This window comes from Bacillus rhizoplanae, from assembly GCF_917563915.1.
Classification (GTDB): Bacteria; Bacillota; Bacilli; order Bacillales; family Bacillaceae_G; genus Bacillus_A; species Bacillus_A rhizoplanae.
In genome coordinates this window covers 216086-228473 of record NZ_CAKJTI010000001.1, presented here as the reverse complement: position 1 = coordinate 228473, position 12388 = coordinate 216086, and the positions used below count along the sequence as shown (strand labels likewise).

The 12388-nt window shown below is 36.6% G+C and carries 11 protein-coding genes; 1 reads left to right on the top strand and 10 read right to left on the bottom strand.

What is annotated here, in order from left to right:
- Positions 1 to 13: 13 nt before the first annotated feature.
- From LRP84_RS01260 to LRP84_RS01230, 7 genes are all read right to left on the bottom strand, one after another.
- Positions 14 to 1489 carry a UDP-N-acetylmuramoyl-L-alanyl-D-glutamate--2,6-diaminopimelate ligase gene (locus LRP84_RS01260; RefSeq protein WP_230573412.1) on the bottom strand — a complete coding sequence of 492 codons (1476 nt, stop codon included), beginning with the start codon at positions 1487 to 1489 and terminating at the stop codon, positions 14 to 16.
- Positions 1490 to 1650: 161 nt separating this feature from the next.
- Positions 1651 to 3564: a stage V sporulation protein D gene (locus tag LRP84_RS01255; RefSeq protein ID WP_230573411.1), complete on the bottom strand. Its 1914-nt coding sequence runs from the start codon at positions 3562 to 3564 to the stop codon at positions 1651 to 1653.
- 83 nt (positions 3565 to 3647) lie between these two features.
- The gene (locus LRP84_RS01250; RefSeq protein WP_230573410.1) at positions 3648 to 5810 is read right to left on the bottom strand and encodes a penicillin-binding protein; all 2163 of its coding nucleotides are present in this window, start codon (positions 5808 to 5810) and stop codon (positions 3648 to 3650) included.
- A 21-nt stretch (positions 5811 to 5831) separates the two neighbouring features.
- Positions 5832 to 6188, bottom strand: coding sequence for a cell division protein FtsL (ftsL, locus tag LRP84_RS01245; RefSeq protein ID WP_230573409.1), 357 nt, complete (start codon positions 6186 to 6188; stop codon positions 5832 to 5834).
- Positions 6189 to 6203: 15 nt separating this feature from the next.
- Positions 6204 to 7136, bottom strand: a complete 933-nt coding sequence (gene rsmH / locus LRP84_RS01240; RefSeq protein WP_230573566.1) for a 16S rRNA (cytosine(1402)-N(4))-methyltransferase RsmH — start codon at positions 7134 to 7136, stop codon at positions 6204 to 6206.
- 394 nt (positions 7137 to 7530) lie between these two features.
- Positions 7531 to 9147 (bottom strand): bacillithiol biosynthesis cysteine-adding enzyme BshC, encoded by a 1617-nt coding sequence (bshC, locus tag LRP84_RS01235; protein ID WP_230573408.1) that lies wholly within the window; start codon positions 9145 to 9147, stop codon positions 7531 to 7533.
- 78 nt (positions 9148 to 9225) lie between these two features.
- Positions 9226 to 10104 carry a 2-dehydropantoate 2-reductase gene (locus tag LRP84_RS01230; protein WP_230573407.1) on the bottom strand — a complete coding sequence of 293 codons (879 nt, stop codon included), beginning with the start codon at positions 10102 to 10104 and terminating at the stop codon, positions 9226 to 9228.
- A gap of 318 nt (positions 10105 to 10422) precedes the next feature.
- Between LRP84_RS01230 and LRP84_RS01225 the strand changes: the two genes are divergently transcribed.
- On the top strand, positions 10423 to 10893 hold the full coding sequence (locus LRP84_RS01225) for an N-acetyltransferase (RefSeq protein ID WP_230573406.1): 471 nt from the start codon (positions 10423 to 10425) through the stop codon (positions 10891 to 10893).
- Between the two features lie 29 nt (positions 10894 to 10922).
- On the opposite strand, the gene LRP84_RS01220 is transcribed toward LRP84_RS01225, so the two are convergent.
- From LRP84_RS01220 to LRP84_RS01210, 3 genes are all read right to left on the bottom strand, one after another.
- Positions 10923 to 11444, bottom strand: coding sequence for an RsfA family transcriptional regulator (locus LRP84_RS01220; protein ID WP_230573405.1), 522 nt, complete (start codon positions 11442 to 11444; stop codon positions 10923 to 10925).
- Positions 11445 to 11573: 129 nt separating this feature from the next.
- Positions 11574 to 11747, bottom strand: coding sequence for a 50S ribosomal protein L32 (gene rpmF, locus LRP84_RS01215; RefSeq protein ID WP_001984764.1), 174 nt, complete (start codon positions 11745 to 11747; stop codon positions 11574 to 11576).
- 61 nt (positions 11748 to 11808) lie between these two features.
- Positions 11809 to 12309 (bottom strand): YceD family protein, encoded by a 501-nt coding sequence (locus LRP84_RS01210; protein ID WP_230573404.1) that lies wholly within the window; start codon positions 12307 to 12309, stop codon positions 11809 to 11811.
- Between the last annotated feature and the right edge of the window lie 79 nt (positions 12310 to 12388).

Here is a 12388-nt window from a genome sequence, read left to right as displayed (position 1 = left end):
CCCTCTCTTGCTGTTATTCTTTCATGCTTAAACGTTGTGCAATTGCCTCCCCAGCAACTTCACGATCGTCAAAATGATGTACTTCTGTACCGATAATTTGATATGTTTCATGGCCTTTACCAGCAATTATAATAATATCTCCAGCTTTTGCCTCAGCAACAGCACGAGAAATCGCTTCTTTTCGATCAGCAACCACTTCATAATTATTCCCTTTTACACCTTCTATCATATCATCAAGAATTGCTTTGGGCTGTTCGCTGCGCGGGTTGTCTGATGTATAGATTGCGTACGTTGCATACTTAGATGCGACATTCGCCATAATTGGTCGTTTCGTACGATCTCGATCCCCACCACAACCAACGATACAATACACATTTCCTTTTGCAAATTGTTTCGTTGTCATCAATACGTTTTCTAAACTATCCGGTGTATGCGCATAGTCAACAATGACTGTAAAATCTTGACCTCTATCAACAACTTCAAAACGCCCAGGTACACCTTTTAATTCTTTCACAACATCAATAATCGTTTGCAAAGCTACACCAGAAACGAGACATGCTGCAGTTGCAGCTAGTACATTATAGACATTAAATTTCCCAATTAACTTCATCGTAATCTCGATGCTTTCATTCGGAGTTACCAGTGTAAAAGCCGTACCAGCATTAGTCATCTCAATATTTTTCGCCATTACATCACTTTTCGTATCAATACCATACGTAATTACCGTTGCTGCCGTACTTTTCATAAAATCTATTGCTGCGGCATCGTCATTATTTAATACAGCATATTTTACACGGTTATGAGAATAGCTATTACCAAGCTGTGCAAATAATAAGCCCTTTGCATGTTTGTACTCTTCCATTGTTTTATGATAATCTAAATGATCTTGCGTTAAATTCGTAAACACTGCTACATCGTAATCACATCCATGTACTCTTCCAAGATGCAATGCATGTGAAGATACTTCCATAACAGCACTATTTACATTTTGTTCAATCATTTTATGGAACGTCTTTTGTAATGTTAATGCATCTGGTGTTGTGTTTTTCACTTCAAACGTTTCGTCACCTATTTTCATATTAATTGTTCCAATTAATCCTGTTTTATGTCCATGCGCACGCATAATTTCGTTCATTATATGCGATGTTGTTGTCTTTCCATTTGTACCTGTAATTCCAATTAAATGTAACTTTTGCGTTGGCTGTCCATAAAAATAATCTGCTAACACCGCTAAAGAACGTACTGTATCTTTAACAAGTACAACTGGAACGTCAACATCAATAGGTCTTTCCGCAACAATAGCAGCCGCACCTTGCGCGGCTGCTTGTTTGGCAAATTCATGACTATCAACCGTGAAACCTTTTATACATACAAATAAACTTCCATTTGTCACTTTACGCGAATCCGCTTCAATAGATGTAATTTCCGGATTTTCTTTTGGAACAACCGGAAAATCATGCAAACTTGATACAAGTGTATGCAACTTCATTTCTTTAAACCCTCTCTACTCTTTATTTATCCCTTATAAATGGATAGTTTCAAAGAACTCCATACATAAGAGCATAATTTATTAATTAACAGGCAGTGAGAAACAAGTGTCTCACTGCTAGTTAGCTGAATGTTATTGTATCGTAAATAAGCACTTCATACTTAATTAAAGTATATTCGGACCTTTGATCCTGCTTTTACTTTCGTGCCGGGCTTTGGAGATTGTTCGACCACTTTGTCTCCTTCGCCGCTAGCATCCAATTGTAAATCAACAAGTTGATTTTGTAATTCCTTTCGATCCATGCCTACTACATTAGGAACTTCTATTAAAGGCGTTTCATCCCAAGTTAATTTCTTTTCAACTTGCTCTTTTCTAGGCTCTACTCCCATCACTGGCAATACATCACGAAGAATATTCCCAACAATTGGTGCAGCTACAACTCCGCCAAATTGTGTAATCCCCTTTGGATTATCTACAGCAACATACACAACAACTTGTGGATTATCTGCTGGTGCAAACCCAATAAACGATACAATATAGTTGTTATCCAAATACTTCCCATCTTTTACTTTTTGGGCTGTACCAGTCTTTCCTCCAACACGATAACCATCAATATAAGCTCCTTTACCCGAACCTTTTGCAACAACATTTTCAAGTGCATAACGTACTTTTTCAGATGTTTCCTTGGAAATAACTTGTCTCTTCGCTACAGGCGTTTTTTTACTGATCACTTTGTTCGTAGTCGGATCAATAAACTCTTTCGCAATATATGGCTGATATAACGTGCCGCCGTTTATAGCAGCGGCTACTGCCGCAACTTGTTGAATAGGGGTAACAGACACCCCTTGACCAAATGCTGTCGTCGCTTGTTCAACAGGCCCTACTTTTTTTAAATCAAATAAAATCCCTTTACCTTCTCCTTGTAAATCAATACCCGTTTTTTGGCCAAATCCAAAATCACGAATATATTGAAACAGCTTTTCTTTTCCTAAACGGTCTCCAAGCTCTATAAAACCTGGGTTACAAGAGTTTTGAACAACCTCTAAAAATGTTTGGCTACCGTGCCCCCCTGCTTTCCAGCAACGTAATCTTGCACCGCCAACTTCTGCTGCTCCATCATCATAAAACGTATCTTTCTCCAAGTCTACTAATTTTTCATTTAAAGCAGCTGCAAGTGTAATAATTTTAAATGTGGATCCTGGTTCATATGTACTCCATACAGGGAGATTTCGGTTAAATACTTCCGGTGAAACACTTCTGAAATCTGCTGGATCAAAACTTGGTCGGCTAGACATACCTAAAATCTCACCATTATTTGGGTTCATAGCAATTGCTATCATTCCATCTGGATGATACGTCGAATCCGCAATATTTAATTCTCTCTCCATGATCGTCTGAATACGTGAATCAATTGTTAACTTTAAATCCAAGCCATCTCCAGGTTCTTTATAATCATCACCAATGTTCGGCATACGCTGTCCTTTCGCATCAGCAAAAAAACGAACATATCCTTTGTCACCATTTAATTCTTTGTCATAATATGACTCCAGCCCCATAAGTCCTTGGTTATCACTCCCAGCAAATCCAAGAACATGTGATAGATATTTTCCAAACGGATAATATCGAATGGAATCTTCAGCGATATATACACCTTTTAAACTTAAAGCCCTAACTTCTTTTGCCTTGTCGTGAGAAATTTTTCGCCCGCCTTTGTCTAATCTCACTATGGACTCTTTTTTCGTAAGACGCTGATAGATTTCTTCTTTCGACACACCTAAAACTGCAGCTAATTTCTCTGCAGTCTCTGCTGGTTTTTCAATTTGCCTTGGTACCACAAAGACAGTTGGTGCACTTTTATTTGTTGCGAGCTCTACACCATTTCGATCTACAATTTTCCCTCGCTCAGGTTCAAATGTAATATTACGGCTCCATGAATCTTTCGCACGATCTGTTAACATATTCCCAAGAAAAAACTGCACATATCCAAGACGAATATCGATAATTGTAAAAATCAGTATACCAGATATAAGCACAAAAATAAGCCGTTTTCTTACTGTTACATTCGATACACGCATATTGGAACAAGCCTCCTTTACGCTTCACTTGTTCCAATATATGCTTGTACGTATTTAATTAGAACACGCCTACTTTTCCTATGTTAAGTGCCTTCCTTTTTGCTTGGCTCCTTCTCCGCTTCTTGCTGTGGTTCAAGAGGCGGAACAAGTTTTACTTCTAACGGAGTTCGTTCTTTTAACGGCGTACCTTCAGCAACACTCTGTTCTGTTACATATCCTGTACCTGAAAGTTTCAAATCTAGATTTAATACTTCCGCTAAATTCATGACATCACGAAGTGCCCAACCATTAATATTCGGCATTTTCGGTTGATCTCCTACTAAAAATACTCGATCACCCGGTAACGTTTTTTCATTCGCTTTTGGCACTTGTTGTTTAACTTTTCCCTCTCCTAACACAACAGGTCGAAACTTCGCCTTTTCTAATATTTCTTTTGCTTCTCCCATCGTTTTGCCTGTTACATCTGGAACAGCAGCTTGCTGCTCTTTTGTTTGTTTATTCACATCTTTTATTTCATTCGGTTTAATCTTTAAATACTCTAAACTATTTTCCGTTACAGATTTAAACATTTCAGCTAACGGTTGTGCACCGTATTCAGTATCTTTTAATTTAGGCTGCTTAACTGCTAAATAGATAACAAGCTGCGGATCATCTATTGGTGCCATACCAAGGAATGAGAAAATATAATTTTCTCGTCCTGTCATGTAACCGCCTTTTCCATCCGGAATTTGTGCTGTTCCGGTTTTACCACCAACAGAATAGTTATCAAGTTTATACGCCGTTCCCGTTCCTTTAGGTGATGTTACAACTTGTTCTAACAATTGCCTTACGTGTTCTGCGGTCTCTTTTGTAACTGGTTTTTCTACCACTTCCGGTTTGTGATCCACAACAACTTTATTATCCGCTGGATCTACAATCTGATCAATTACATACGGCTTCATCATTTTTCCATCGTTAGCAATTGCAGTAGCCGCTTGCACAAGTTGAATTGGAGTTACTGTAGAACCTTGTCCAAATGCCGTTGTTACCTGCTGAATTTGCTTATCAAATAAAATTGTATTTTCACCTTCTCCAGGCAAATCAATTCCTGTCTTTTGATCTAAGTGAAATTTTTGAATGTATTGATGGAAACGATCGGGTCCCAACTTTTCATTTCCTAAAATAGCGAAAGCAACGTTTGATGAGCGCTCAACACCTTCATCAAACGTAATAGAGCCCCATCCTGCACCATTATTATGATCTTTAATTACCGAATTCCCTACTTTGTACGTACCAGATTGATAATACTCTTGGCCATTGTATACACCTTCATTAATCGCGGCCGCTAACGTAAAGATTTTCATTGTCGAACCTGGTTCATAAGCATTAGCAATGGGATCATTTAAAAAATAATCAATGTCTCGTTTATTTGGGTCATAACTTGGTCTACTAGACATCGCTAAAATTTCCCCTGTTTTTGGATCCGCTACGACTCCGATTAACATTGATGGATCATAATGTTTTTCCGCTTCTTCCATCGCATCTTCTAGAAAGCTTTGAATACGTTGGTCAATTGTTAAATATACATTATCTCCATTTTTAGGAGGCTTTACATCATTTTTTTTCTCTTCTAGCGAGACACCTTTCGTATCACCCGTATACGTTACACTTCCGTTAGAAGCACGTAAATATTTATCTAAACTTTTTTCAAGTCCGAACTGTCCTTCTCCAATTCCTTCATCATTCGGCTTAGCATATCCAAGTACGTACGAAGCAAAATCACCGTTCGGATATACCCTTGCCTTTTCTGTAACAAAAGAAATTCCTTTTATATCTAAACTTTCAATTTCGTCCTTCTTTTCTTTCGTTAAATTTCTTCCAATTGATCCAAACTCTACTTGTGTAAGGTCTTTATTTAAGTACTTCAAAATTTCTTCTTTACTTACATCAAGTACTTTCGATAGTTTCTCTGCAGCATCTTCTTTGTCTTCTATATGATTTTGTCCTTTTAAAGTAGCAACCATCTTATATGAATTTGCATCTTGAGCAAGCACATAACCATTTTGATCATAAATGGTTCCTCGATTTGCTTCGAGTACTCCGCTTTTATTATGTTTTTGCTGCGCAATTGCCTCTAAATCTACTCCATGCACTGTTTTTGTTGCTTCAATATAAAGAAAGCGGGCTAACAACAGAAAAAAGAGCAGGAGAAAAACTTTGATGAAGAACCCTGCTCCTTTGTTGGTATGAAATTTACGTGTATTCATCTCTTCTTCACACCTATTGGATTAATTTAAGCCTTTTACATTATTCGCATTAATTTCAAGCCCATGTTTTTTGGCAATCTCTGCAATGCGATCATAACGTGTTAGCTTTTCAGTTTCAGCCTGTAATTCTTGATTTGTTTTTTGTTGTTTTGTAAGTGTGCTTTCAATTTCTGTTACTTTAGCATCAGCTTCATATAACGCCGCTTTATTACCAATAAATGCTACACATGCATACAATAAAAAGCCAATAAATGCAACATACAATAATTTTTCAATTCTTGTAATTTTTGTTTTCGCACCTGGCTGTATCACTTGTTGCGGAGCTTGAGATTGTACTTCTACTTGCTGTTTTTTATACTTAACGGCTAAATTTGTCATACCTCTCTCTCCTTTTTATAATTTTTCAGCAATTCGTAGTTTTGAAGAACGCGCTCGGTTATTTTCTTCTAATTCCACATCAGAAGGTAAAATTGGCTTTCTTGTAATTAGCTTCAACTTTGGTTTGTATTCATCAGGAATAATTGGTAATCCTGGTGGAAGCTGTGGTGTTGTACTATGTTTTTTTAATGTTATTTTACAAATGCGATCTTCTAACGAATGGAATGTAATAACGCTAATTCGTCCACCTGTTTTCGTTATGTCAATCGCCGCTTCCAACGCTTCCTCAAACACTTTCAATTCATCATTAACTGCAATACGAATTGCTTGGAATACTCGCTTCGCAGGATGTCCACCAGTTCGACGTGCCGGAGCTGGAATCCCTTCTTTAATTAATTCTACTAACTCTCCAGTTGTTTCAATTGGCTTTTTCTCACGGTACGCTTCAATTTTCCTTGCAATTTGCTTTGAAAATTTTTCTTCACCATATTGAAAAAAGATTCTTACAAGTTGTTCATATGACCAACTATTTACAACGTCATATGCTGTTAACGGGGCATCTTGATCCATGCGCATGTCAAGCGGAGCATCGTGATGATAACTAAATCCACGTTCTGGTGTATCTAATTGCGGGGAAGAAACACCTAAATCAAATAAAATACCGTCTACTTCTGTAATTCCTAATTCATATAATCTTTCCTTCAAATAGCGAAAGTTACTTTTTACAGTTATAAATTGGCCGTTGTAAGAAGAGAATTTTTCTTTTGCATTTTGAATTGCAATCTCATCTTGATCAAATGCAATTAGTCTTCCTTCTTCGGAAAGTTGAGATAGTAAATAAGCACTATGCCCCCCACCTCCTAGCGTACAATCTACATATGTACCATTCGGTTTAATTTCTAAACCATCTACTGTTTCTTTTAAAAGCACTGTTACATGTTTATACATTGTTGCACCTACTTTTTGCAAAATAATCCTCTTGACGCATCTTTTTATCCCGCTTTAACAGTCAATCCGCAAAATTATGAGGAATTGAGATAACTGCCCCTAAGAGTCTGATTGGTATGGCTGACAATTAGCGGGAACACAACTCCCTACTAATGGTTATGTCACCTTATTATATACTAAATTTTATCATCTTTTGCGGGAAAATACATAAAAACATGTCGAAAAAGACAATAATCTGCTTTCGTTTTGTTTCATTTTGTCAAAAAAAGTACTGTTCTTCAAAAAAAGAGTACTCTCAGCTTTTACACGATAAGATTTACATAGTAAATAAATAAAATTATTTTACAGTTAATTCCACAAAATAAAATAAAATCCTGCTCTTAAGAGCAAGATTTTATAATTTTATAATATGCTGTTTTCCAGTCCAACTAAAAGTTTGCTTCATAACCCTTTCCACAAAATCAAGTCCGTAAATATTTAAGTAATAGCAAATATTCCATACTCGTTCTTGCGGCGCATATAGAGGTTGTAAAGAATTTTCAATTCGTCGGAATTTATTAAGCTGCACTTCATGTTTTCTCTCAAAATCCGCTCGAAGTGTTCGTTCTAACAATTCAAGTTGTTGCATAATTTTCAACTCATTTTTCTTTGCAAAATCTCGCAGACCTGGATTTACTTTTTGTACAAATTGTTGTAAAGATGTATGAATCGCTCCGATTTGCTCCGCCGCATGAGTAAATTGATTGTCTATCGGCTCTTCAACTTGCATAGACAGCCACTTTTCTCGGAGTGCAGTAATACCTTTATTAAACACTTCGCTCTCTTGCAGCTGCAAATCTTGTAAATCAGTTTCAATATCGCGCGCTAAATAACTGATTGTCAAACGCGGCACAACCGGTGGCATTTGACAATCCATTGCATGAAACACTTGTTGTAATTCGCTCCAATATGCAATTTCTCCTGGCCCACCAATAAATGCGAGCGTAGGGAAAACAAATTCTTGCATAAGCGGTCTTGTTACAACATTGTTACTAAATTGTTCAGGGTGACTCTCCATCCTTTCTATGAGCTCCTCATACGAAAATGAATACATCCCCTCTTTACAAATAAAACGTCCTTCTTCTTCTTCTAACAGAAGACGCTCTCCATTGATTTTCATAAAAACATGAATGGCATTCTGTTTTGTTTCAATAATCGGTTTATATCCTTGCTCACGTAATACACGTTGCTGAGCGTTAAGCCCTTCTTGCACATTTTTATAGCGTGCTAATGTTTCTTTGAAAAAAGGCACTTCCATATTTCGAAGGATTGGATGATGAGAATCTACAAGAATTAAACCTGAGTGTGTAAATAACTTTGTAATAAGATGCGCAAAGAAATCAACATATGTCCGCGATTGCTGTAAACACTCATCTATAAAATCCAATACGTCCTTTGTATATTTTGTTTCTGGATATGTTTTAAAGATTTCTTCTATCCAACGTTTACAATCCTCAATAGAAATCTCCATTTCAGAAGCACTCGCTTTATATGGATGGCGTTCATGGAAAATTGTCTTTTTCACCTTTCCATTTTTCGTAACGAACGCATGGTTAATTTCATCAATGTCATGATCTTCTCCAGCAATCCAAAAAACAGGAACAACCCGTACCCCAAGCGCCGCTTCCTTTTCCTTTGCAAGTTGTAAAATAGATATGATTTTATGAATTGTGTAAAGAGGACCAGTTAACAACCCTGCTTGTTGTCCACCAATAACAACATATGTATCTTCCTCTAACAAAGCATGGATATTTTGAAGTGTTTTTTCTCCCGCATTCAATTCTTGATTATATTGCAATAAATGTGATACTAACTCTTGCCTTGGATACTGTCTATTTCGCAAATCATGTATACGTCTTACAAAGCCCTCTTCCGTTATCGGATAATCAAAGCATTCTTGAATCTCTTTTTTATGTTTCAAATAGTCCCCAACAATTCCTTGAAGCGGGACAGAGATTTCTTTTATCTCCATATACTTCTTCCTTTCATATCCTGATCTCTCACCAACCAAATTGTAGTCAATGTTCGTTATAAAAGCAAAGAATATCTCTTATCTTTCTAATCCTTTTATGGAATGATACAAAAAGGAGAGCGTCGGAACTGTTTTTTGTTGCTGTTCTGCCTCTCGAATTAAATAACCAACAATTGCATCAATTTCTGTTTTTCTATTATTTTGTACATCCATTAACATAGATGAAGTATTATGAGCCGTATTTTTACATACTGTACATACACGTTCCCAATACTCACCACATTTTGAATCACCTATAATTTCCATCACTTCCGAAAATACTTGCTTCATCACTTTGTAAAACGATGGATTTGTCAATAACTCACCATTTTGTACACCAAACAATGCAGTTAAGGGATTAATACACGCATTGACGACAAGTTTATGCAGCATTGTTTGCTTCCAATCTTTTTCAATTACTATCGGAAATAGACTGGAAGAGAATGCAGTAAATAGAGATTCAAATTGTTCCTCTTCTCCATGTATGAGTCCAAATTTCGTACTGCCTATTCCAGTATGATGGACGGTACTAACATTTTCTTTTTTCGCCCCGTGCTCTACAATTCCTACCGCAACGCTGATACTTTGCATCTGTTGCAATATATGAAGATGCCCCATCCCATTTTGCAAGAAAATAAGCCGATTTTCTTGCAAATACGGCCATATTGCTTCCAAATGATATTGCTTCACAGCCACAAATGTATAATCATGTGTTTTGTTTTTTATATCCTCTAAAGGACTTACAAGCGGATATACAGTTTCTCTCACACCGTTGTGTACGCATGTAATCCCGCACTCGTTCAATCGTTCCGCTTGTTCTACTGTTCGTGTATATAGTGTAACAGCCTGCTGATTTTTTTCTAAATAAAATGCAAAAAGGAGCCCGATTGCTCCCGGTCCAACAATTCCAATCTCCATTCTACAAAGGCCTCCATTTTTATCCCGCTATTCACAGACAGTATACCCCGCATCTTAAGATTCAGGAGAAGCGAAGGCGACATATTGAGGACGACTGTCCGTAAAAGCCTAATTGTCGAAAGCTTTCCATCAGTAGGAAAGAAACCCCGCTCATGAAAGTTTCACTTTATAGTTTATAGAATAAGTTTAGCAGACTTTTCAAAAAAAATACTGAAAGAATTATCTCTTTTCTTCATAAAAATAAAAAATTGCGTTATAATACTATTATAAATATTTATACTTTTCTTTATTTTTACACCAAGAAGAGGATGTGATTACATGCACTTTCCCAAAGTTGAGCGCTTGCTCATCAATTATAAAACGTTAGAAGAGTTTAAAAAGTTTAAAGGTTGCGGTGCTGAAGAATTATCTATGTTAGAAGATTTACAAGCAAATATCATCGAAAACGATAGTGAATCCCCTTTTTATGGAATTTATTACGGTGGTTCTCTTATAGCACGCATGAGTTTGTATACGAAACAACAGTCTGTTAACAATTTGTTTACCGGCCCTTATGTAGAGCTTTTTAAACTCGAAGTGTTACCAATATTCCAAAAACAAGGATTTGGTAAGATGCTGGTCAATTACGCAAAACAATTGCACCTTCCTATCAAAACAATTGCTCGCGTACAATCTGCTGATTTCTGGGAAAAATTACACTTCGAAAAAGCAACCATTGATGATGGAGATTTTTACATCTGGCACCCAAACGAAAAATTGAATGCGGTTACAAACAGTGAATCTGCTTAAAAATAAAAACAGCTGTAATTCAGCTGTTTTTATTTTGATGTTTTTTCAAGTATTCCTTTTTCCCATTTTCTCTCTTTTTCGGAAGGCTCTAATACCATCGCACTTCTTTTTTTGTCAATATAATCAAATAAAGTGCGATACTCTTCTTCATACAACGACAACTGCTGCAAAAGCCCCTCTTTTTCCTTTTGCAACACTTCAATTTTTTTATATAAATCCGTCTTTTCTTCTTCTTCTTTATATCTTTGTAAAAAGACAATTACATCTTCTAACGTTAATGAAAGAGAAGTTATTTTCTCTTTCTTTTGTTCTTGCACTTCATAATTTTCAGTTTTTCTTATCCGCTTTGCTTCTTCAATGAGTTCTTTATATTGTTTACGTACGTAAGAATTCCAGCGAAATCCACAAGCAGCAGGTGTACGTGATAAATGTCTTCCTACTTCTTTGAAGGCAGAAAGTTGCGTTCCCCCTTCACGAATATGCCGGAGCACTACTTCTGCCAGAAGTAAATCTTCATCATCAGTCCATGCATCTTGTCTTGTTGTTGCCATCTCTCTAGTCCTCCTTATGCATTTTTTATTAAACATATGCAGTTACTAGAAAAGATAGAAGAATAACATGTAAAGAAAAGGTTAAAAAAATAAACGCAGAAGGTTTCCCTCCTGCGTTTATTTCCGCAATTACTTGCTGATTACTTCTTTACCTTTGTAAGTACCGCATGCTTTACATACACGGTGAGCTAATTTCGCTTCCCCACAGCTTGGGCACTCTACCATACCAGGTACTGATAATTTGAAATGCGTACGACGCTTTCTTTTTACTGTTTTAGAAGTTCTTCTAAAAGGTACAGCCATTCTTCCCACCTCCTTAAAAGAGAGAGTTATTTTCATATGAAGGCCTGAACCGGTCTTCTGATTATTTGTCAAAAAACTTCGCAAGTCCTGCTAATCTTGGATCAACAGGCTTTTCTTCGCTTTTTTCCGAAATCACTTGCCAGTCTCGACCTTGCATCGGTGTTCCTTCAGAAACATCCTCACTGAAAATTTGCATTGGAATCTCCAATAGTATATTTTCCTTAATTACAGGGAGTAAGTCAAGTACTTCTCCTTCTAAGTAATGAAAATCTGCTTCGGTTTCGTAATCTTCTTTCGAAACTAAGAACACCTCAGTTGTTTCAACGTCAAATGGTAATGTTACATCTACTAACGTTCTAGAACATGGTAATACCATGCTTCCTGTTATATGTAGATGGAACGTAAATTTGTTGGAGCCAAAATCAACTCTACCTGTCACATGAACAAGAGTAATGTCTCGAACATCTTTCTCAACATTTTTCAGCTCTCTTACATCTACCATCTCATCCAACGTTAGTCCTTTATGTCGATATTTGTTCAATTGATGGATGGACCATTTCATATCATATCACCTCAAGGCAACAAACAAAATTATAGCTAGCCATTGTATATTTGTCAATATTTTTTCTTTACACTATAAT

Coding starts and splice junctions, on each gene's coding strand:
- LRP84_RS01250 (WP_230573410.1), bottom strand. CDS start 5,810: ATGAATACACGTAAATTTCATACCAACAAAGGAGCAGGGTTCTTCATC.
- LRP84_RS01255 (WP_230573411.1), bottom strand. CDS start 3,564: ATGCGTGTATCGAATGTAACAGTAAGAAAACGGCTTATTTTTGTGCTT.
- LRP84_RS01220 (WP_230573405.1), bottom strand. CDS start 11,444: ATGGCAACAACAAGACAAGATGCATGGACTGATGATGAAGATTTACTT.
- rpmF (WP_001984764.1), bottom strand. CDS start 11,747: ATGGCTGTACCTTTTAGAAGAACTTCTAAAACAGTAAAAAGAAAGCGT.
- rsmH (WP_230573566.1), bottom strand. CDS start 7,136: ATGTATAAACATGTAACAGTGCTTTTAAAAGAAACAGTAGATGGTTTA.
- LRP84_RS01225 (WP_230573406.1), top strand. CDS start 10,423: ATGCACTTTCCCAAAGTTGAGCGCTTGCTCATCAATTATAAAACGTTA.
- bshC (WP_230573408.1), bottom strand. CDS start 9,147: ATGGAGATAAAAGAAATCTCTGTCCCGCTTCAAGGAATTGTTGGGGAC.
- LRP84_RS01260 (WP_230573412.1), bottom strand. CDS start 1,489: ATGAAGTTGCATACACTTGTATCAAGTTTGCATGATTTTCCGGTTGTT.
- LRP84_RS01230 (WP_230573407.1), bottom strand. CDS start 10,104: ATGGAGATTGGAATTGTTGGACCGGGAGCAATCGGGCTCCTTTTTGCA.
- ftsL (WP_230573409.1), bottom strand. CDS start 6,188: ATGACAAATTTAGCCGTTAAGTATAAAAAACAGCAAGTAGAAGTACAA.
- LRP84_RS01210 (WP_230573404.1), bottom strand. CDS start 12,309: ATGAAATGGTCCATCCATCAATTGAACAAATATCGACATAAAGGACTA.